The following is a 20,873-nucleotide window of genomic DNA, read 5'->3' as shown; positions in this document are numbered from 1 at the left end:
GGCTGGCGCCTCAGTCGAGCGGCACGCGCAGCAGCAGCGCGCATGCGGTGGCCGCGGCGACGGCTTCGTCGCGCGTCTGGGCCGTGAAGTTCACGTGGCCCATCTTGCGGCCGACGCGCGCGTCTTCCTTGCCGTACAGGTGCAGGTGCGCAGCCGGCATCGCCGCGACCGTGTCCCACGGCGGCGTGACGGCGTCGGCCGCCGCACCTACGCCGGCCGCACCGTTCGGGAACCACACGTCGCCGAGGATGTTCAGCATCGCGGCCGGCGAATGCTGGCGCGGATTGCCGAGCGGCATGCGCGTCATCGCGCGCACCTGCTGCTCGAACTGGCTCGTTGCGCACGCATCGACCGTGTAGTGGCCGGAGTTGTGCGGGCGCGGCGCCATCTCGTTCGCGACGAACGAACCGTCTTCCAGCACGAAGAACTCGACGCACAGCACGCCGACGTAGCCGAGCGTATCGGCGATCCGCACGGCCGCCTGCTGCGCCTCTTCGACGCGCGCGGCATCGGCGGCCGGCGCGGGCACCACCGTCAGCGCGAGGATGCCGTTGTGGTGCGTGTTCTGCGCGAGCGGGAACGCGGCCGAGCGGCCGTCCGCGCCACGCGCGATCAGCGCCGACACTTCGTATTTCAGCGGCAGGCGCTTCTCGAGCACGCACGGCACGCCGCCGAGCGCCGCATGCGCGTCGCGCGCTTCCTGTGCCGTGCTCACGCGCACCTGGCCCTTGCCGTCGTAGCCGAGGCGCGCCGTCTTCAGGATGCCCGGCAGCACCGCGTCGAGCGCGGCATCGTCGAGCGCGGCGAGCGCCGCCGACGATTCGATCACGACGTGCGGCGCGACGGGCACGCCCGACGCCTCGATGAAGCGCTTCTCCGCGATCCGGTCCTGCGCGACCGCGACGCAGCGGCCGGCCGGCGCGACGAACGTCGTGCGCGCGAGGAAATCGAGGCTCGCGGCCGGCACGTTCTCGAACTCCGTCGACACCGCGTCGCACAGGTCGGCCAGCTCGGCGAGCGCGGCTTCGTCGTCGTAGGCCGCGCGCAGGTGGCGGTCGGCGACCGCGCCGGCGGGGCTCGTCGGATCGGGATCGAGCACGGCGACGCGATAGCCCATCGACTGGGCGGCAAAGCAGAACATGCGGCCGAGCTGGCCACCGCCGACCATGCCCAGCCACGCGCCGGGCAGGATCGGGGAAACGGAATCAGGAGTTGCGGTCATGTCAGTGGTCGGTCGCGGCGGGCGCTGCCCGCCGCAGTGGGGAGAGTCAGGCAGCCGCGACGCGCGGCCGCCGGCGCGCCGTCATTCCAGCGGCGGCAGCACCATCGCGTGCGCGGCTTCGTTCTGGCGCACGCGGAACGCGGCGAGCCGGTTCGCGTAATCGACCGACGTGCCGGACAGGATCGACACCGCGAACAGCGCGGCATTCGCGGCACCGGCCTCGCCGATCGCGAACGTCGCGACAGGCACGCCCTTCGGCATCTGCACGATCGAGTGCAGCGAATCGACACCCTTCAGATACTTGCTCGCGACCGGCACGCCGAGCACCGGCACCGTGGTTTTCGCGGCCAGCATGCCGGGCAGGTGCGCGGCGCCGCCGGCGCCCGCGATGATCGCGCGCAGCCCGCGCTCGCGCGCCTTCTCCGCATAGTCGAACATCTCGTCGGGCATCCGGTGCGCGGATACGACCTTCGCTTCGTACGGCACGCCGAATTCCTGCAGGATCGCTACCGCGTGCTTCATCACGTCCCAGTCGGAACTCGAACCCATCAGCACGCCGACGAGCGGCGCGCTATGCGTGTGGGCGGTCTGAATTTCACTCATTTCGTGGATTTCCTGTCGACCGGAGTTGGCGCTTCAGCGCTTATGTCGGCCGGAGTAAGTGCTGAAGCGCCAACTCCGGCCGCATGCTTCGCATCCGGTCCCATGCAAAGCTCGCTCAGGCGAGCGACTGGCCCGTGATGCGCTCGAGCGCTTCCTGGTACTTCGCGGCCGTCTTTTCGACGACGTCGGCCGGCAGCGCCGGCGCCGGCGCCGTCTTGCCCCACGGCTGCGCCTCGAGCCAGTCGCGCACGAACTGCTTGTCGAACGACGGCGGGTTCGTGCCGACCTGGTACTGGTCGGCCGGCCAGAAGCGCGACGAATCGGCCGTCAGCACTTCGTCCATCAGGTACAGCTTGCCGTGGTTGTCGAGGCCGAATTCGAACTTCGTATCGGCGATGATGATGCCGCGCGTCGCCGCGTAGTCGGCCGCTTCCTTGTACAGCCTGATCGAGATGTCGCGGATCGTCGCGGCCAGCTCGGTGCCGATGCGGCGCTCGGTTTCCTCGAACGTGATGTTCTCGTCGTGCTCGCCCATCTCGGCCTTCGCGGCCGGCGTGAAGATCGGCTCGGGCAGCTTCTGCGCGTTCTGCAGGCCTTCCGGCAGCTGCACGCCGCACACGGCGCCCGACGCCTGGTATTCCTTCCAGCCGCTGCCGGCGAGGTAGCCGCGCACGACCGCTTCGATCATGATCGGCTCGAGGCGCTTGACGACCACGCCGCGGCCCTTCACCTGCTCGACTTCGTCGGCCGCGACGACCGCTTCCGGCGCGTCGCCCGTCAGGTGGTTCGGCACGATGTGCGCGAGCTTGTCGAACCAGAAGTTCGCCATCTGGTTCAGCACGCGGCCCTTGTTCGGAATCGGCTCGCCCATCACCACGTCGAATGCCGACAGGCGGTCGGTCGTGACGATCAGGAGCTTGTCGTTGCCGACCGCGTAGTTATCGCGGACCTTGCCGCGACCGAGGAGCGGCAGCGAGCGGAGCGTGGATTCGTAAAGGGTAGACATCGTCTTTTCGCAGATAAGGAGCCAAACAAAAAGGGAAACGCCGTTCCCCGCGGCAGGCGGGAACGGCGGTCTTGCAATACGTCGGCGAACCGGCCGGGCGATACCCGGGCGGTTGCCGGCCGGCCCTCGTTCGGCCGGACGGAACGGCTGCCTGGGGCCGGATCACATCCGGCCTGGCTGCCCGCCCCTGCCTTGCGGAAGAATCGGGCGGGGCAATCGTACTACAGTCTCAGCGCACGACCTGTGCGAGCGCGCCGGACTTGTACTGCTCGGCGATCTTGTCGAGCGACACCGGCTTGATCTTCGCGGCCTGGCCTTCGCAGCCGAACGCGAGATAGCGGTCGACGCAGACCTGCTTCGCCGCTTCGCGCGCGGGCTTCAGGTAGTCGCGCGGATCGAACTTGCCCGGGTTCTCGAACAGGTAGCGGCGGATCGCGCCGGTGATCGCGAGACGCAGGTCGGTGTCGATGTTGATCTTGCGCACGCCGTGCTTGATGCCTTCCTGGATTTCCTCGACCGGCACGCCGTAGGTTTCCTTCATGTCGCCGCCGAACTGGCGGATTTCTTCCAGCAGTTCCTGCGGCACCGACGACGAACCGTGCATCACGAGGTGCGTGTTCGGGATGCGCGCGTGGATTTCCTTGATGCGCTGGATCGACAGGATGTCGCCCGTCGGCTTCTTCGAGAACTTGTACGCGCCGTGCGACGTACCGATCGCGATCGCGAGCGCATCGCACTGCGTGAGCTTCACGAAATCGGCCGCCTGCTCCGGATCGGTCAGCAGCTGCTCGCGGGTCATCGTGCCTTCCGCGCCGTGGCCGTCTTCCTTGTCGCCCTTCATCGTCTCGAGCGAGCCGAGCACGCCGAGTTCGGCTTCGACCGTCACGCCGATCGAGTGCGCCATCTCGACGACCTTGCGCGACACGTCGACGTTGTACTCGTACGACGCGACCGTCTTGCCGTCGGCTTCGAGCGAACCGTCCATCATCACGCTCGTGAAGCCGCTGCGGATCGCGCCCATGCAGACCGCCGGCGACTGGCCGTGATCCTGGTGCATCACGACCGGGATGTGCGGGTACGACTCGACCGCCGCTTCGATCAGGTGGCGCAGGAACGGCTCGCCCGCGTACTTACGCGCGCCGGCCGATGCCTGCATGATCACGGGCGCGCCGACCTGGTCCGCTGCCGCCATGATCGCCTGGACCTGCTCCAGGTTGTTCACGTTGAAGGCCGGCAGGCCGTAACCGTGCTCTGCCGCGTGATCCAGCAATTGACGCATTGATACGAGAGGCATTGTGGAACTCCTTGAATGAAAACCGGTGCGCCCTGACGCCGGCGCGGCACCCGCCCTCGTTCGAACCGGGGCGGCGCGGCGCGGCTGAGCGTCGAATAGCCGCATTTTATCGCGAAGCGCCTCCGATTCCGACCGCCCGGTGGCGCCCACTCGCAATTTGTTACGTTCGCACGGCACAATGCGGGCAAAAAAGAGAAAAAAAGCCGCGCGGGGCTTCGGACCCCGCGCGGCTTTCGCGTGAAAAACGGTGCCGGATCGAATTCGATCGACCCGGGTCGCCGGCCAGGTGCCCGGTGAACGCTCGACTCAATAGTGCTCGCCGACGCGCACGATCTTCAGCGTGTTGGTGCCGCCCGCCTGCCCCATCGGTTCGCCGACGGTCAGCACGACCATGTCGCCGTGCTGCACGTAGCCCTGCTTGACGACGAGCTCGAGCGCCGCCTGCAGCGCCGAGTCGCGGTCGCTGTTGAAGTCGACGTGCAGCGGCGTCACGTTGCGGTACAGCGCCATCGTGCGCTCGCTGCCGACGCGCGGCGTCAGCGCGAAGATCGGCACGTGCGTGTAGTGACGCGACATCCACAGTGCGGTCGCGCCCGATTCGGTCAGCGCGATGATCGCCTTCGCGCCCAGGTGGTACGCGGTGAACAGAGCGCCCATCGCGATCGACTGGTCGATCCGCGTGAACGTGCGGTCGAGGAAATCCTTGTCCAGCTCGACATGTTCCGACTTTTCCGCCTCGACGCATACGGCCGCCATCGTCTCGATCGTGACGACCGGGTACTTGCCGGCGGCCGTCTCGGCCGACAGCATCACCGCGTCGGTGCCGTCGAGCACCGCGTTCGCGACGTCCGACACTTCCGCGCGGGTCGGCACCGGCGCGTAGATCATCGATTCCATCATCTGCGTCGCGGTGATCACGAGCTTGTTCGACTCGCGCGCCATCCGGATCATCCGCTTCTGCAGCGCCGGCACGGCCGCGTTGCCCACTTCCACCGCGAGGTCGCCGCGCGCGACCATGATGCCGTCGGACGCGTCGAGGATGCTCTGCAGCGCCGGAATCGCCTCCGCGCGCTCGATCTTCGCAATCATCTTCGGCTTGATGCCGTACGGCGCGCCCGCGATGTTCGCGAGCTGGCGCGCCATTTCCATGTCGGTCGCGTTCTTCGGGAACGACACCGCCACCAGGTCCGCGCCGAGCGACATCGCGGTGCGGATGTCTTCCATGTCCTTCGCGGTCAGCGCCGGCGCCGACAGGCCGCCACCCTGGCGGTTGATCCCCTTGTTGTTCGACAGCTCGCCGCCCACCTTGACGATCGTGTGGATCTCGTCGCCGAGCACGCGCTCGACGGTCAGCACGATCAAGCCGTCGTTCAGCAGCAGCAGGTCGCCCGGCTTCAGGTCACGCGGCAGTTCCTTGTAGTCGAGGCCGACCCGCTCGTCGTTGCCGAGTTCGCAGGCTGCGTCGAGGATGAACGGCTGACCGGGCGCGAGCGTCGTCTTGCCGTTCTCGAACTTGCCGACGCGGATCTTCGGGCCCTGGAGGTCGGCCATGATCGCGATCTCGCGGCCAACCTTGCGGGCGGCCTCGCGCACCATCTCGGCGCGCTGGCGGTGATCGTCGGCCGTGCCGTGCGAAAAATTGAGCCGCACGACGTCGAGGCCCGCCTGCATCATCTGCAGCAGAATCTCCGGCGAACTGGAAGCCGGGCCGATCGTGGCGACTATCTTGGTGGCGCGCTGCATGAAACTCCTCATCTGGATCAAGGTGGATGCGCTGGGTGAAACGCTGCGAGAGCCGGACACGGCGGGCCCAGCGGCGGCCGTTCCGGAGGGCGTGCCGGTGCTTGCGCCCGGCATCGCTTTGTTCTGAATCTCGTGGTGCTGCATGGCCGCGTCGCCAGCGGCCGCCGCTGCGCGCGGGGTGGAGTTCGCCCGCGCGGGCGCGCGTTTGCGCTTGCCCGCGCCGGCCGGCTGCTCCGCTTTCGCGGAGCGCGCGGCCTTCGTCACCCCTGCGCGCGCCGCCACGCTCAGGCCGCCCGCGTTTCGAGCACTTCCACCGCCGGCAGCTTCTTCCCCTCGAGGAACTCGAGGAAGGCGCCGCCGCCCGTCGAGATGTAGCTGACCTGGTCGTGGATGCCGTACTTCGCGATGGCCGCGAGCGTGTCGCCGCCGCCCGCGATCGAGAACGCGGACGATTTGGCGATCGCCTCGGCGAGTGTCTTGGTGCCGTTGCCGAACTGGTCGAACTCGAACACGCCGACCGGGCCGTTCCACACGATCGTGCCGGCCTTCTCGAGCTGGCTCGCGAGCGCCTTGGCCGTTTCCGGCCCGATGTCGAGGATCATGTCGTCCGCTTCAATGTCGGCGACCTGCTTCACCGTGGCCGCGGCCGTCGGCGAGAATTCCTTCGCGGTCACGACGTCGGTCGGGATCGGCACCGATGCGCCGCGCTTGCGCGCGTCGTCGATGATCGCCTTCGCGTCGCCGACGAGGTCGGTTTCCGCGAGCGACTTGCCGATCGGCAGGCCGGCCGCGAGCATGAACGTATTGGCGATGCCGCCGCCGACGATCAGCTGGTCGACCTTCTCGGCCAGCGACTTCAGGATCGTCAGCTTGGTCGACACCTTCGAGCCGGCGACGATCGCCACCAGCGGGCGCGCCGGGTTGCCGAGCGCCTTGCCGAGCGCGTCGAGTTCGGCGGCCAGCAGCGGGCCCGCGCACGCGACCGGCGCGTACTTCGCGATCCCGTGCGTGGTCGCTTCCGCGCGGTGCGCGGTGCCGAACGCGTCGTTCACGTACACGTCGCAAAGCTTCGCCATCTTTTGCGCGAGCTCGTCCGAATTCTTCTTCTCGCCCTTGTTCACGCGGCAGTTCTCGAGCAGCACGACCTGGCCCGGTGCGACGTTCACGCCGTTCTCGACCCAGTTCGACACGAGCGGCACGTCGCGGCCGAGCAGCTCGGCGAGGCGCTTCGCGACCGGCGCGAGCGAGTCTTCCGGCTTGAATTCGCCTTCGGTCGGACGGCCGAGGTGCGACGTGACCATCACGGCCGCGCCGGCGTCGAGCGCCGCCCGGATAGCCGGCACGGACGCGCGCACGCGCGTGTCCTCGGTGATGTTGCCGTGATCGTCCTGCGGGACGTTCAGGTCGGCGCGGATGAACACCCGCTTGCCGGCAAGCTGGCCGGCGGCGATCAGGTCGGTAAGACGCTTGACTTGGCTCATGTTGAACAGATTGAAGTAGTGGATGGGGAAAGGGGGTTCACGCTGGACGTGCGCGGGCTGCCGCTAAAGGGCGCCGGATGCGGCCGTGGCTGGCGGTTCGCATGACGCGCACGGGTAAAAATCTCGAACGGGCATTCTAGCCGATCCACCCGGCAGACTGACCCGTGCGGCGGCGAATTCCGCCTATTTGGGATCGTGCGCGGGAACGGACGCGTTGCTGCACCGCAGCAACGCGCGCGCGCGAACTGCCGGCGCCCGGCAGGCCGGAGCGGCGGCTCATCAGAAAATCACGCGCAGCGCGGTGAACACGAGCATCCCGACGACGATCGTGCCGAGCATGCTGCGCCGCCACAAGAACCAGCCGAGGCCGGCGAGCGCCGCGTAGAACGGATGGTTGGACAGCGCGAACGACATCCCGGCCGGCGTTTCGAGCACGTCGGGCAGCACGACGGCGACGAGTGCGGCCGCCGGCGCATAGCGCAGCGCGCGCTGCGCGCGTTCGGGCAGCACGGTGCGCTCGCCGCCGATCAGGAACAGCGCGCGCGTGACGGCCGTGACGATCGTCATCCCGATGATGACGATCCAGATCTCCGTCGCGCTCATTCGATTTCCTTTTCGTGCACGGTTTCGGTGCGGATGCGCCGCCAGTCGGCCCGTTCGACGAAGAAATCGGCCATGCTGCCGGCCGCGAGCGCGGCGAGCACCGCGAGCGGCAACGCAAGCCGGTACGGCAGGTCGAACGCGACCAGCGACACGATGCCCGCGACCGCGACGGCCGCGAGCGTCGAGCGGTTCGCGACCGCCGACACCATGATCGGGATCAGCGCGAGCGTGCCGGCCAGTTCCAGCCCCCAGCTCGCGGGAAAGAAGCTCGCGAGCAGGATGCCGGCGAGCGACGACACCTGCCACGACGCCCAGCTCGCGAGCGCCATCCCCCAGAAATACGCTTCCTTGCCCGGCACGTGGCCGTTCGCGAAGCCCTGTTTCTGGAACAGCAGATAGATCACGTCGCCGTTGAAATAGCCGATCGCGAGGCGCCGCCACAGCGGCAGGTAGGAAAAATGGGGAGCAAGCCCAGCGCTGAAGATCACGAAGCGCGTGTTGACCATCGCGGCCGTGAGCAGCACGGTCCAGATCGGCAGCTTCGCGGCGAGGAGCGGCAGCACCGCGAGCTGCGACGAGCCCGCATAGACGAGCAGCGACATCGCGCTCGCCTGCCCGAGCGTCATCACCGACTTGCTCATCGCGATGCCGGTGACGAGCCCCCAGGACAGGATCGCCATCAGTGTCGGGGAATAGTCGCGCGCGCCCTGGATCAGCGCGAAACGGTCGGTGGCGGACAATCGAGCGAGCATGGGAAAGCGGGCCGCAGCGGGCGGTTCGTCGGGACGCCGGCGCCTCCCGCCGGCGCGACCCGTCGTTATTGGAATCGGTACCGGGCGATTATAGCGCCGGCCCCGCGCCGGCCGACCGGATCGTCGCCAAATGACGCTAAAATAAGCGTCTTTCCGGCTCAACGCTGCATACAACCGCATCCCAGGAGAAATCTATGTCAATGGCCGACCGCGACGGCAAGATCTGGATGGACGGCAAGCTGATCGACTGGCGCGACGCCAAGATCCACGTCCTGACCCATACGCTGCACTACGGCATGGGTGTCTTCGAGGGCGTGCGCGCGTACAAGACGGCCGACGGCAGCACCGCGATCTTCCGCCTGCGCGAGCACACGAAACGTCTGCTGAATTCGGCGAAGATCTTCCAGATGGACGTGCCGTTCGACCGTGAAACGCTCGAAGCCGCGCAACTCGAAGTCGTGCGCGAGAACAAGCTCGAGTCGTGCTACCTGCGCCCGATCATCTGGGTCGGCTCGGAAAAGCTCGGCGTGTCGGCGAAGGGCAACACGATCCACGTCGCGATCGCCGCATGGCCGTGGGGCGCGTACCTCGGCGAGGAAGGCCTCGCGAAGGGCATCCGCGTGAAGACGTCGTCGTTCACGCGCCATCACGTGAACGTGTCGATGGTGCGCGCGAAGGCGTCGGGCTGGTACGTGAACTCGATCCTGGCGAACCAGGAAGCGACGGCCGACGGCTACGACGAAGCGCTGCTGCTCGACGTCGACGGCTACGTGTCGGAAGGCTCCGGCGAAAACTTCTTCCTCGTCAACAACGGCAAGCTGTACACGCCCGACCTGGCGTCGTGCCTCGACGGCATCACGCGCGACACGGTCATCACGCTCGCGAAGGACGCCGGCATCGAGGTGATCGAGAAGCGCATCACGCGCGACGAGGTCTACACGGCCGACGAGGCGTTCTTCACCGGCACGGCCGCTGAAGTCACGCCGATCCGCGAGCTCGACAACCGCACGATCGGCAGCGGCGCGCGCGGCCCCGTCACGGAAAAGCTGCAGTCGGCGTTTTTCGATATCGTGTCGGGCAAGAACGCGAAGTACGCGCACTGGCTGACGAAGGTCTGAGCGCGCCGCGCCACCGACCGCCCCACAAAAGAGTGATAAGAGAAAGTCCCATGAGTGAAATCAAGGAAATGCCGCTGGTCGAGCTGACGGCCAAGGATCTTCCCGCCTACTGCCCGAACCCGGCCATGGCGCGCTGGAGCGCGCACCCGCGCGTGTTCATCGACGTCTCGCACGGCGAGGCGCGCTGCCCGTACTGCGGCACGCGCTACAAGCTGCGCGACGGCGAGGTCGTCAAGGGCCACTGAGCCCGGGCGGACGGGCCCGCGGGCCCGCCGCTCGCGAGGCGGCGCAGCCGGATGCCCGGCGCGCCGCCCTTCCCCATTCTGGCAACCCGAACGCGGCGCCCGCGCGCCGTGCTTCATTACGACATCGGAAGTCCACCTGATGCGTCGAGCGCTGGTTATCGCACCGAACTGGATCGGTGACGCATTGATGGCGCAGCCGCTTTTTGCGCTGCTGAAGAAACTCCATCCCCGCATCGCGATCGATGCCGTCGCGCCCTCGTGGGTCGCGCCCGTGCTCGAGCGGATGCCCGAGATCCACGATGTCTACGCGACCGATCTCGCGCACGGCAAGCTGCAGTTGCTGCGCCGCTGGCAGCTCGCGAGCGACCTGCGCGACGTCGGTTACGACGCGGCGTACGTGCTGCCGAATTCGCTGAAGTCCGCGGTGATCCCGTGGCTCGCGAACATCCCGCTGCGGATCGGCTACACGGGCGAGCACCGCTACGGGCTGTTGAACGTGCGACACGCGAACCCCGACAAGTCGGGCGAGCGGCCGCCGATGACGACCCACTACGCGGCGCTCGCGTACGCGCCGGGCGCGAAGCTGCCCGAATCGATGAAGACGCTGCCCGCGCCGCGCCTCGACGCCGACCTGAACGAGACGGCGCGGGTTTCCGCGCGTTTCAATCTCGATACGCGCAAGCCGCTCGTCGTGTTCTGCCCGGGCGCCGAATACGGCCCGGCCAAGCGCTGGCCGCCCGAGCACTTCGCGTCGCTCGCGACGATCGTGCACCAGTCGTTCCCGTACACGCAGATCGTCGCGCTCGGCTCGCAGAAGGACGCCGCGGCCGCGCAGGCGATCGCCGACCACGCGCCGAACGTGCGCAACCTGTGCGGGCAGACGTCGCTGTCCGAGGCGTGCGCGCTGATCGCGCGCGCGAACGCGGTCGTCACCAACGATTCGGGGCTGATGCACGTCGCCGCCGCGCTGCGCCGGCCGCTCGTCGCGCTGTACGGATCGACCGATCCGCGCCACACCCCTCCGCTGTCGGACCTGGCGAAGGTACAATGGCTGCATCTCGAATGCAGTCCCTGCTTCGAACGCGAGTGCCCGCTCGGCCACCTGAAGTGCCTGCGCGAACTCGGTCCCGAGCAGGTATTCGGCGATTTGCGCGGCATGCTCGTCGGGCAGCGCTGACCCTGGCCGGCAGCGTCGCACGACGCGCCGGGCAATCCGATTCACCGGTGTGCGGCGGCCCCATCCGGGCCGCCGTGCTGAATACGGCGCGCGACGCGCGCGAGAGACAACCCCGATGCCACGTTTTGCCCGCCTCTTCGAAGCCGCTGCCGATACGCTGAACGCCTACTACCAGGCCGTCGCCGATGCCAATCTCGACGCGCTGCTGGCGTTGTGGATCGACGAGGATTTCGCCAGCTGCGTGTGGGCGGACGGCGAGCATCTGCATGGCCTCGACCAGATCCGCAGCGGGCTCGCCAACCGGCTCGCGACGCGCCCGGTGACGATCGAACCGCTCGACATCCGCGTTTACGACAGTCTCGGCACGGTCGTCTACACGATCGCCGAAGCGCATCAGCAGGCCGACCTGACGGCCGACCCGGACATGGTTTTCGCCACGTACGTGATGATTCACGAACGCGGCGAGTGGCGCATCGCGCACATCCACGCGAGCCCGATTCCCGAACAAGCGGCCGGGCAGTTCGCCGCGAAGATCCGTCATGGGCAGGGCCCGCTGCACTGACGAAAAGACGAAGCAACGCATACGCGGGGCGATCATGAGTACGGCTTCTCCGCCCACCTCGCCGCTCGCCGGGGCTCCGGCCCCGGACGACGACACACTGCGCTATCGCGCACCACGCTGGCTGCCGAACAGCCATGCGCAAACCATCGTGCCCGCGCTGTTCGCGCGACGACCGGCCGTCGCATACCGACGAGAGCGATGGGAAACCCCTGATCACGACTTCATCGATCTCGACTGGGTCGCCCATCTCGACAGTGCGGCGCCGCCGCCCGATGCGCCGCTGTTCGTGCTGTTCCACGGCCTCGAAGGCAGTTCCGGCTCGCACTACGCGCTCGAGATGATGGCTGCCGCGCGCGCGAAGGGCTGGCATGCCGTCGTGCCGCACTTTCGCAGTTGCAGCGGCGAGATCAACCGCCAGCCGCGCTTCTACCATCTCGCCGATAGCGCCGAGGTCGACTGGATCCTGCGCCGGCTCGCCGCGCAGCATCGCGGGCCGCTGGTCGCGGCCGGCGTGTCGCTCGGCGGCAACGTGCTGCTGCGCTGGCTCGGCGAGCATCGCAGCGACACGTCGATCCTGCGGGCGGCCGCCGCGATCTCGACGCCGATCGACGTGCATGCGGGCGGCCGCGCGCTGTCGCAAGGGTTCGCGATGGTCTATACGCGCAGCTTCCTGAAGACGCTCAAGCGCAAGGCGCTCGCGAAGCTCGACCAGTACCCGGGGCTGTTCGACCGCGACGCGATGCTGCAAGCCGTGACGATGCGCGACTTCGACGAGGTCGTGACCGCGCCGCTGCACGGTTTCGCGGACGCCGACGACTACTGGACGAAGGCGACGACCCGGCCGCTGCTGCCCGCGATCGACGTGCCCACGTTGATCCTCAACGCCCGCAACGACCCGTTCCTGCCCGAATCGGCACTGCCGGGCCCGGCCGACGTATCGCCGGCCGTCGAGCTCGACCAGCCCGCGGACGGCGGGCACGCGGGGTTCATGACCGGGCCGTTCCCCGGCCGCCTCGACTGGCTGTCGGCGCGGGTGTTCGGTTATTGCTCGAAATTCGTCGACCATGGATGACATCGTCAGGCAGGCGCTCGCCAAATGGCCGAACGTGCCGCACTGCACCGGCTGGCTGCTGCTCGACCGGCGCGGCGAATGGCGGCTGCGCGACGACGCGGCGCAGGCGGCCGGCGAGCTCGGCTCGCCGATCCGGCATGCGGCGCTGAACGCGTTCATCGGCCGCAACTACGAATGCGACGCGCGGGGCCAGTGGTTCTTCCAGAACGGGCCGCAACGCGTGTACGTCGAGCTCGCGTATACGCCGTGGGTCGTGCGGCTCGCCGAGCGCGACGGACAGCTCACGCTCACCGACCAGACGGGCGCACCGTTCGAACCGGACGAAGCATGGCTCGACGATGGGGGCGGCGTGCTGTTTCGCGATGCGGGCGCGCCGCCGCGCATCGCGGCGCTGCACGACCACGATCTCGGGCTGTTCGCCGATCACGCGGATTTCGACGCCGCGCCGCCCGTGCTGCGCTGGCGTGACGGCCGCGCGCTGCCGCTCGGCAACATCGTCTGCGCGGACGTGCCCGCGCGGTTCGGCTACGTCGCAAGCCCGGCACGACAGGCACGCGACGCGGCCGACAGCGGCAACTGACCCGCACCCGCCGTTCCCGCGTTCGCCGTGCGCCGGCCGCTACCCGCGGCCGTTCTTCTCGTCGTCGCGCTCTTCCTTGTAGCGCGCCTCGAATTCCAGCAGCCGCGCGCCGATGATCGACTGCTCGTAGAACGACACGTCCTTCGCATCGCGCGCTTCCTTCAACTGACGGATCGCCGACGGCCATGCGCCGTCGAGTGCGAGTTTCTCCGCGAGCGCGCGGCGCCGCGCGAGCACGTCGCCCTTGCCGTCGCTCGCCTTCGCGAGGTAGTCCCACCAGTCCGGCTGCTCGGGATCGGCCTGCGCCTGCGCGCGTGCGAGCGCCTGCGCTTGCGCGAAGCGGCGCGCGCCGATCAGCGCCTGCAGGTGCGCGACGATCGCCGCGTGCGACGCCGGCCAGCGCCGCTGCGCGAGCGCCGCGAGCCGCACCGCGTCGTCGGTCCGGCCCGCACGCCGCGCGATGTCGGCGGCCAGCACGTCGAGGCTCGGCGAACTGGTCGCCGGGTCGCCCTCGTGCCGCTCGCGCGCATCGAATGCGCCGCGCGCCGCAGCGAGCGCCTTGTCCGCTGCGTCGTACTGGCCGAGCAGCGTGTTCGCGAGCGCGATGCCGTACCAGTTCGCCGCGACGTTCGGCGCCGTGCGATCGTCGATCTCGAGCTGCATCCGGTGCGCCTCGTCCGCTATGTCGGTCGGCGCGCGGTTCTGCAGGACGCGCAGCCGCGCGCGCACGAATCCGTACTCGGCCGACTGGCGCGGCTGCCGGTACGGCGCACGGCGCGCGCGATCCTCCATGTCGGCGATCCGCTCGCCGGTCAGCGGGTGCGTGCGCGCATAGGCCGGCACGCCGGCATCGCCCATCGACGCGCGGTCGAGCCGCTCGAAGAAGCCCGGCATCCCGTACGGGTCGTAGCCCGCGCCCGCGAGCAGCTGGAAGCCGACGCGATCGGCCTCGCGCTCGGCCGAACGCGAGAAGCGCAGTTGGTTGTCCACCGCGTATGCCTGCCCGCCCACCGCGATCGCACTGCCGAGATCGCCGCTTCTCGCGAGCACGCCGGCCAGCACGCCGAGCAGCATCGTCGCGAGCGCCGTGTAGCCGGTCTTCTCGCTCGCGCCGATCATCCGCGCGATGTGCCGCTGCAGCACGTGGCCCATCTCGTGGCCGGCCACCGACGCGAGCTCCGATTCCGTCTGCGTCGTGACCACGAGCCCGCTGTTGATCCCGATGAAGCCGCCCGGCATCGAGAATGCGTTGATCTGCGGATCGCGCACCGGGAACAGGTCGAAGTCCGGCGTGTAGCCGCCGATGTAGCGCGCGGCCGCCGCGGCCGCGAGGCGCGCCGCCATTGCGTTCAGGTAGTCGCGCACGAGCCAGTCGTCGAGATAATCGGGATCGCGCCGCACTTCGCGCATCACGCGTTCGCCGAGCCGACGCTCGGCCCGCGGCGTCAGCGAACCGCCGGAGCCGTCGCCGAGGTCGGGCAGCTCGAGCGCGCGCAGCGGTGCGCGCAGGCTCGCGGCCGGTCCCGACGCGCCGCCCGCGCCCGAAAACCGGCTCTCGGCGCCGCCGTACGTGCCGAACACGCCGGTCGCGATGCCGGACGGCACAGTGGAAATCGACGAGGAGCCGCCGGCCGCCGGCTCGAGCGGTGGCGCGGACGCGCTCTGCGCATGGCCGCTCGGCGGCAACGCGAGCGCCGCCGACAGCGACACGGCAAGCAACTGTTTGACACGCATGGCAGGATGAAAACGACGCCGTCCCGCGCGCCGGGCGCGCATCGCGGCGTTTGGTCTGAATATTCGGTTCATTGTACCGGCGCCGCCGCGACTGTCTCGTACCGCGCGTGCATCATCTGCGCCCCCGGCGACGCGAACGCCGCTGCTATGATAAGCGCCCGTTGAGACGGAGCAAGACATGTCAGGACTCACCCATTTCGATGCCGCCGGCCATGCGCACATGGTCGACGTCGGCGGCAAGCAGGAAACCCGACGCATCGCAATCGCGCGCGGCACGATCCGGATGCTGCCGGCCACGTTCGCGCTGATCCGCGACGGCAAGGCGAAAAAAGGCGACGTGCTCGGCGTCGCGCGCATCGCGGCCATCCAGGGCGCGAAGCGCACGGCCGACCTCATTCCGCTGTGCCACCCGCTCGCGCTGACGCGCGTGGCCGTCGACTTCGAACTCGACGATGCGCTGCCGGGCGTGCACTGCGGCGTGCAGGTCGAGACGTTCGGCCGGACCGGCGTCGAGATGGAAGCGCTGACCGCCGTGCAGGTCGGGCTGCTGACCGTCTACGACATGTGCAAGGCCGTCGATCGCGGGATGGTGATCACCGACGTGAGCGTGCGGGAAAAGCGCGGCGGGAAGTCGGGGGACTGGAAGGCGGAAGACGCGGCGAGTTGAAGCCAGGGCGCCGCCCGCCTGCAAATTCGAGATAGAACCGGTTTTCTCATACAATTACCGGATTCCGCACGGGAGAGCGTGCGAACCCGCACAAAAAAAAGAGCGAGCACTGGTGATGAATTTGCAAGCGTTAAGAAGCGCATTGCTGGCCGGACCGGTTCAGCACGAGCGGCTTGTCAAACTGGATACGCCGCTCGGCCCCGACGTCCTGCTGCCGCATCGCGTCAAGGGACGATCGCGGCTCGGGCGCCATTTCGAGTTCACCGTCGATACCGTCTCGGTGTCCGACAGCCTCGAACTCAAGAAACTGATCGCGCAGCCGGTGACGCTGTGGGTCCAGCAGGCCGACCGGTCGTACGCGCCTCACCACGGCTTCGTGCATGCCGCCCGCCGGCTCGGATCGGACAGCGGCGTCACGCACTATCAGATCGTGTTTGCGTCGTTCCTGCACTTCCTGAAGTTCCGCCGCGATCAGCGCATCTGGCAGGACCGGTCCGCGGACGACATCATCGCCGACGTGCTGAACCAGCATCCGCAGGCCAAGGGGCGCTTCACCTTCAAGCTCTACCAGCCGCTGCCGTCCCGCTCGTTCTGCATGCAATACGAAGACGACTGGAATTTCGTGCATCGCCTGATGGAATCGGAAGGTCTGTACGGCTTCTGGGAACAGGACAAGGACGGCAAGTCGCATCGGCTCGTCATCGTCGACCGCATCGACGCATTGCCCGCGCTGTCGCCGCGAACCGTGCGCTTTCATCACGCAGGCACGGGCGACGAAGCCGACACGCTCGTCCAGTTCTCCGGTACGCGTACGCTGCGAAGCGTCGAGCGCACCACGCGCACGTTCGACTACAAGCAGCCGCCCACCGCGTCGAATCCGAAAGCGACCCATACGCCGACGATCGCGAACCAGGGCGACCTGCCGCAGCAGCTCGAAGTCTACGAATACACGGGCGCCTACACGTATCCTGAGCAGTCTCGCGGCGACCATCTGTCGAAGATCTGGATGGAGGAGCAGGAGTCTCATGCGAAGCGCTTTCACGGCGTCGGCGGCGTGCGGCGCATGGACGCGGGACGCACGTTCGAGTTCGCGGATCACCCCGAACACGACAAGGACGATGCCGGCCAGCGCGAATTCGCCGTGATCGAGACCGCATGGATCATCGTCAACAACCTGCCCGTCGGCGACGGGCAGGCCGCCTTCCCGCACAGCCTGCAGGCCGAGATCGGCAGCATCGTGCAGGCCGGTGGCGCCGACTCGTCGCGCGTTCGCCATCCTGACGGCAGCGAGGGCTTTTTCCGGATCAGCATCGAAGCGCAGCGCACGACCGTGCCGTTCCGCAGCCCGCTCGAACACGCGAAACCGCCGATGCACCTGCAATCGGCGATCGTCGTCGCACCGCAAGGCGAGGAAGTCCATACCGACGAACTCAACCGGGTCAAGGTCCGCTTCCATTGGGACCGCCTCAACGACGGCGACGAGAAAGCATCGTGCTGGCTGCGTGCCGCGACGTCGGATTCGGGCAACGGCTACGGCGCCGTCCACCCGCACCGCAGCGGCGAGGAGGTGCTGGTCGATTTCCTCGGCGGCGACTGCGATCGCCCGATCATCGTCGGCAAGCTGTACAACGGCGCGACGAGCCCGCAGTGGCACACCAACGGGATCCTGTCCGGATACCGGTCCAAGGAATACGCGGGCGCCGGCTACAACCAGCTGGTGCTCGACGACGCGACCTCGCAGAACCGCGTGCACCTGTACAGCAGCCAGACCCACGCACACCTGCATCTCGGCTACCTGATCGACCACACCGGCAACAACCGCGGCAGCTATCTCGGCAGCGGCTTCGACCTGCGGTCCGACGCATACGGCGCCGTGCGCGCGAACCGCGGCCTGTACGTCACGACGCATCCGAAACGGCCGGCAAGCCAACCGCTCGACGTCGAGGAGACGCAACAGCAACTCGTTCGCGCGGAAGGCCTGATGGAGGCGATGTCGGATGTCAGCGCACAACATCAAGGCGAGTCGCTCGACCCCGGCCACGCGGCGCTGAAGCAGTTCACCGACGCGACGCAAAACAGCGTGAGCGGCAGTGCATCGGGCGGCCGAACCGCCGGCGGCGGAACCGGCAGCGCCAATGCGTTCAAGGAGCCCGTGATGCTGTTCGGCAGCCCGGCCGGCATCGGGATGTCCACGCAGCAGTCCACGCAGCTTGCCGCGGACCGGCACATCAACCTCGTCAGCGGGCAAAGCACGCACGTCGCCGCCGGAAAGTCGCTGATCGCGAGCGTCCTCGACCGGATCAGCCTGTTCGCGCAGAACGCGGGGATGAAACTGTTCGCGGGCAAGGGCAAGGTCGAAGTCCAGGCGCACGCGGACAACATCGAGCTGACCGCGCAGAAGGCGCTGAAGCTGATGGCGGTCACCGAGTCGATCGAAGGCGCCGCGGCGAAGGAAATCCTGCTGACGTCCGGCGGCGCCTACATCCGCATCGCGGACGGCAACATCGAAGTGCACGCGCCCGGCAAGATCGACATCAAGGGTGCGCAGCATGCGTTCAGCGGCCCGACGCACCTGTCGCAAACCATGCCGACGCTGCCGAACTCGACCGGCAACTACGATCAGGCGTTCATCGCGCACTGGGCCGGCACCGACATTCCGGTCGCGAACACGCGGTACCAGATGTTCTCGAACGGCAAGCTGCTCTCGGAAGGCGTCACCAACGCGGCGGGAGAGACTGGGCTCACACAGAGCCATGTGCCGCATGACGTCGTCGTCAAGTTTCTAGGGAAATCGAATGGCTGACGGACAACAGGAAAAGGTGCTCGGCACCGGCTCGGGGATGCTGACGCCGACGGCGTACAAGGATCGGCCGAAGGTCGAGATCAATATCTGCGACAAGCATGTAACGCCGGCGCCGAAATGGATCGTCGGCACCTGTCCGTTCTACTATCGACCGCTTCACGGCGCCTATCTGGAAACGGTTGAAAAGGTCAGCATGTCGAGCATTTGGTCGACCATCAAGGGCTTCGCCCTCTCGTGGGATCCATGGACCGACTCCGATGTAGCGCACCGCCTCCTGCATCGGCGCGAGCAACTGATCGAGCCTGGCAGTTCGGATTCCGACTGGTCGCGGCATGGAAACTTCATGATGCGTCATATCGGATGCGGACATAAACCGCCCGATTACTACATCAGCTACGGCTACTACTATTGCTCCGACTACGGCGCCAACCTTCTCCCGCGACTGTCCGCCCAGGGGAAAGCGTGGTTGAACAAGGCGCGGAAGCTGCTCCAGGCCAACATGGAAGACGGACTGAACCAGAACATGATGGGCAATACGATCCAGATGGCCAGCCCGACACCGGGGAACGGCGGGGTCGATATGACCTGGCCGCAATTCGAACTGGAAATGAACAACGAAAAATTCAAGGAGTTCGCGTTCAAGACGCACCCGATGGCCTATCTTGACGGAGGATTGGCGGACTTGCCGGTCACGGATCTCGTCAAGATCGGGATGCGTCCGAACATCCAGGAATGGGGCGAAGGAAAGACGTGGGGGCAGGCTTTCGATTCGGGCATCCCCGTTCTCCGGAAAAAGGCCGAGGAATGGGATGTCGACGATCCGGTCGGCAAGGCGCTCGGAAGACTGCTGGTGAAGTGACATGCGAAAAGGCAAACGATGGCTTTTGATCGCGGGATGCGTTCTTGTTCTGCCGATCGCTATTTACGGATATACGGAAATGACTTCAGGGTGGGAAACGGTATCGACCGAATTCATGCGCAACGACAAGCCGTACGGCGCAGGCGCATTTCGCGTGCAGCGCAACGACTTCATGTCGTTGAAGGTTGCGAGACCGGAACTCACGTTCAAACCGGAAAGCGAGCAGAAGAACCCTGACGTCGCGGAGTTCGCCGAACCGTGGATGGACGACTCGAACGAGCGCCTGAACCGGTCCACCGTCAGTTTCCTGCGCGGCACCCTGGGCGGCAGCGTCGCGCGTCACTTCCAACAACCGGGCCAGACCGCGGCATGGTGGTACTCGCCCGACTGGCGCGTCTTGTACGTCAGTACCGGCTGGATGGATTACAAGGCGCCTCGCCCCGACGACGGCGCGGCCCCTCAGACCACCAAGCTCTGGAAATCGAGCGATGGCGGCCGGCACTGGTCCCAGCTCCAGTGGCCGGCGGACCATAACATCAGCCGGTTACTGTTCATCGATGCTCAACGTGGCTACGCGATCGGCTGGGGGCCACGCGTCTGGCGAACGGCAGACGGTGGCCAATCGTGGCAGGAAATCAAGGAGCCTCCAGGCGCAATCGTCCAGGGGAAGTCGCGTAGAACTTTCGACGGTACCAACCTCGGCCCGGACGGCACATTGCGCGTCGCCTATCTGAGCACCGACGTCGAGCATCCGCAACCGGCCGGCATCGTCAGTCGGCTCGACTGGGATCAGCAGGACTTCACCCAGGAAGCGGTGCTGCCCGGACAAGTCGTCGTCGGCCTCGAATCACCGCCGGCCCCCGCTCGAGATTACACCCTGTATGCGCTGTCGCGCGCGAGTGGTGAATCCGGCGGCAGCCACGGTGCAGGTGTCATTTCAGCCTGGACCAGCGAGCACCCCGATCACATCCGGGAGTTGCACACATTCGAAGGCCACTTGACGCTCAACGGACTGAGCGCGGGGCGCAACGGCGTCGTGCTAGTCCACGCTACCGATCCCAACACCGCCAACGACGGTGGCTCGCCCATCGACCTGACCATCAGCAGCACCGACGACGGTAAAACGTGGCAGCAGACCACCGACAAGGCTTCGCAGGGCGGCTACTTTGACCCGGAATCGAATACGCTCTACTCGGTGTTTGCCTACACGCTGAGGAAGCGGCAATTCTGATTGCCGCCCGACGTGCTTGGCGCGGGCTGCGTCCGCAGAAGTCGACGAAGCCCGCGACATGACCCGTCGCACGAGCAAACATAACGGCGCGGTTCAGTGATCAGGCAAAACCGTCGCGCGC

The 20,873-nt window shown here is 67.4% G+C and carries 20 protein-coding genes; 11 read left to right on the top strand and 9 right to left on the bottom strand.

Features of this window, described 5'->3' with window-relative positions; genetic code table 11:
- Positions 1 to 10: 10 nt before the first annotated feature.
- From OEJ37_RS05500 to pyk, 5 genes are all read right to left on the bottom strand, one after another.
- Positions 11 to 1,222 carry a 5-(carboxyamino)imidazole ribonucleotide synthase gene (locus tag OEJ37_RS05500; protein WP_174419822.1) on the bottom strand — a complete coding sequence of 404 codons (1,212 nt, stop codon included), beginning with the start codon at positions 1,220 to 1,222 and terminating at the stop codon, positions 11 to 13.
- 81 nt (positions 1,223 to 1,303) lie between these two features.
- Positions 1,304 to 1,825, bottom strand: coding sequence for a 5-(carboxyamino)imidazole ribonucleotide mutase (gene purE, locus OEJ37_RS05495; RefSeq protein WP_174419823.1), 522 nt, complete (start codon positions 1,823 to 1,825; stop codon positions 1,304 to 1,306).
- Between the two features lie 115 nt (positions 1,826 to 1,940).
- Positions 1,941 to 2,831, bottom strand: coding sequence for a phosphoribosylaminoimidazolesuccinocarboxamide synthase (locus tag OEJ37_RS05490; RefSeq protein WP_059643078.1), 891 nt, complete (start codon positions 2,829 to 2,831; stop codon positions 1,941 to 1,943).
- A gap of 229 nt (positions 2,832 to 3,060) precedes the next feature.
- A complete protein-coding gene (gene fba / locus OEJ37_RS05485) occupies positions 3,061 to 4,125 on the bottom strand; it encodes a class II fructose-bisphosphate aldolase (protein WP_034178916.1) in 1,065 nt (354 codons plus the stop codon).
- 306 nt (positions 4,126 to 4,431) lie between these two features.
- Positions 4,432 to 5,868, bottom strand: a complete 1,437-nt coding sequence (gene pyk / locus OEJ37_RS05480; protein ID WP_034178917.1) for a pyruvate kinase — start codon at positions 5,866 to 5,868, stop codon at positions 4,432 to 4,434.
- Here pyk and OEJ37_RS05475 point away from each other — a divergent pair.
- Positions 5,867 to 5,995, top strand: coding sequence for a hypothetical protein (locus OEJ37_RS05475; protein ID WP_258170483.1), 129 nt, complete (start codon positions 5,867 to 5,869; stop codon positions 5,993 to 5,995). The two genes, pyk and OEJ37_RS05475, sit on opposite strands and share 2 nt — an antisense overlap.
- A gap of 157 nt (positions 5,996 to 6,152) precedes the next feature.
- Here the strand turns inward: OEJ37_RS05475 and OEJ37_RS05470 are convergent, their stop codons facing one another.
- From OEJ37_RS05470 to OEJ37_RS05460, 3 genes are all read right to left on the bottom strand, one after another.
- Positions 6,153 to 7,349, bottom strand: a complete 1,197-nt coding sequence (locus OEJ37_RS05470) for a phosphoglycerate kinase (RefSeq protein WP_152863127.1) — start codon at positions 7,347 to 7,349, stop codon at positions 6,153 to 6,155.
- A 279-nt stretch (positions 7,350 to 7,628) separates the two neighbouring features.
- Positions 7,629 to 7,952, bottom strand: a complete 324-nt coding sequence (locus tag OEJ37_RS05465; protein WP_152863125.1) for an AzlD domain-containing protein — start codon at positions 7,950 to 7,952, stop codon at positions 7,629 to 7,631.
- Positions 7,949 to 8,704, bottom strand: coding sequence for an AzlC family ABC transporter permease (locus OEJ37_RS05460; RefSeq protein WP_174419825.1), 756 nt, complete (start codon positions 8,702 to 8,704; stop codon positions 7,949 to 7,951). The genes OEJ37_RS05465 and OEJ37_RS05460 overlap by 4 nt, the downstream gene beginning before the upstream one ends.
- Before the next feature lie 194 nt (positions 8,705 to 8,898).
- On the opposite strand from OEJ37_RS05460, the gene OEJ37_RS05455 reads away from it, so the two are divergent.
- The 6 genes from OEJ37_RS05455 to OEJ37_RS05430 all read left to right on the top strand — a co-directional run bounded on the left by OEJ37_RS05455 (position 8,899) and on the right by OEJ37_RS05430 (position 13,458).
- The gene (locus OEJ37_RS05455; RefSeq protein ID WP_131946669.1) at positions 8,899 to 9,822 is read left to right on the top strand and encodes a branched-chain amino acid transaminase; all 924 of its coding nucleotides are present in this window, start codon (positions 8,899 to 8,901) and stop codon (positions 9,820 to 9,822) included.
- Between the two features lie 50 nt (positions 9,823 to 9,872).
- Entirely contained in the window at positions 9,873 to 10,067 is a 195-nt protein-coding gene (locus OEJ37_RS05450) for a zinc-finger domain-containing protein (protein ID WP_006749970.1), read from the top strand.
- A gap of 139 nt (positions 10,068 to 10,206) precedes the next feature.
- A complete protein-coding gene (gene waaF / locus OEJ37_RS05445; RefSeq protein ID WP_072442744.1) occupies positions 10,207 to 11,244 on the top strand; it encodes a lipopolysaccharide heptosyltransferase II in 1,038 nt (345 codons plus the stop codon).
- Between the two features lie 115 nt (positions 11,245 to 11,359).
- The gene (locus tag OEJ37_RS05440; protein ID WP_152863121.1) at positions 11,360 to 11,806 is read left to right on the top strand and encodes a nuclear transport factor 2 family protein; all 447 of its coding nucleotides are present in this window, start codon (positions 11,360 to 11,362) and stop codon (positions 11,804 to 11,806) included.
- 34 nt (positions 11,807 to 11,840) lie between these two features.
- Positions 11,841 to 12,878, top strand: a complete 1,038-nt coding sequence (locus OEJ37_RS05435; protein WP_152863119.1) for a hydrolase — start codon at positions 11,841 to 11,843, stop codon at positions 12,876 to 12,878.
- Complete coding sequence (locus tag OEJ37_RS05430; protein ID WP_175919165.1) at positions 12,871 to 13,458, top strand: DUF2946 family protein; 588 nt, start codon at positions 12,871 to 12,873, stop codon at positions 13,456 to 13,458. Before OEJ37_RS05435 ends, OEJ37_RS05430 begins: the two co-directional genes overlap by 8 nt.
- 39 nt (positions 13,459 to 13,497) lie before the next feature.
- Here the strand turns inward: OEJ37_RS05430 and OEJ37_RS05425 are convergent, their stop codons facing one another.
- Positions 13,498 to 15,192 carry a M48 family metalloprotease gene (locus tag OEJ37_RS05425; RefSeq protein WP_263343429.1) on the bottom strand — a complete coding sequence of 565 codons (1,695 nt, stop codon included), beginning with the start codon at positions 15,190 to 15,192 and terminating at the stop codon, positions 13,498 to 13,500.
- Between the two features lie 178 nt (positions 15,193 to 15,370).
- Here OEJ37_RS05425 and moaC point away from each other — a divergent pair, with 178 nt between their 5' ends.
- The 4 genes from moaC (at position 15,371) to OEJ37_RS05405 (ending at position 20,752) form a co-directional block, all read left to right on the top strand.
- Positions 15,371 to 15,859, top strand: coding sequence for a cyclic pyranopterin monophosphate synthase MoaC (moaC, locus tag OEJ37_RS05420; RefSeq protein ID WP_263343428.1), 489 nt, complete (start codon positions 15,371 to 15,373; stop codon positions 15,857 to 15,859).
- 115 nt (positions 15,860 to 15,974) lie between these two features.
- On the top strand, positions 15,975 to 18,662 hold the full coding sequence (locus OEJ37_RS05415; RefSeq protein WP_263343427.1) for a type VI secretion system Vgr family protein: 2,688 nt from the start codon (positions 15,975 to 15,977) through the stop codon (positions 18,660 to 18,662).
- Positions 18,655 to 19,521, top strand: coding sequence for a hypothetical protein (locus OEJ37_RS05410; protein WP_263343426.1), 867 nt, complete (start codon positions 18,655 to 18,657; stop codon positions 19,519 to 19,521). Before OEJ37_RS05415 ends, OEJ37_RS05410 begins: the two co-directional genes overlap by 8 nt.
- A gap of 79 nt (positions 19,522 to 19,600) precedes the next feature.
- Positions 19,601 to 20,752 carry a WD40/YVTN/BNR-like repeat-containing protein gene (locus OEJ37_RS05405; RefSeq protein WP_174419838.1) on the top strand — a complete coding sequence of 384 codons (1,152 nt, stop codon included), beginning with the start codon at positions 19,601 to 19,603 and terminating at the stop codon, positions 20,750 to 20,752.
- The last annotated feature ends 121 nt before the right edge of the window (positions 20,753 to 20,873 follow it).

This window comes from Burkholderia sp. BKH01 (assembly GCF_025685725.1).
Taxonomy (GTDB): domain Bacteria; phylum Pseudomonadota; class Gammaproteobacteria; order Burkholderiales; family Burkholderiaceae; genus Burkholderia; species Burkholderia pyrrocinia_C.
The sequence above is the reverse complement of the archived record's forward strand: the minus strand, read 5'-3'. Positions and strand labels throughout refer to the sequence as shown.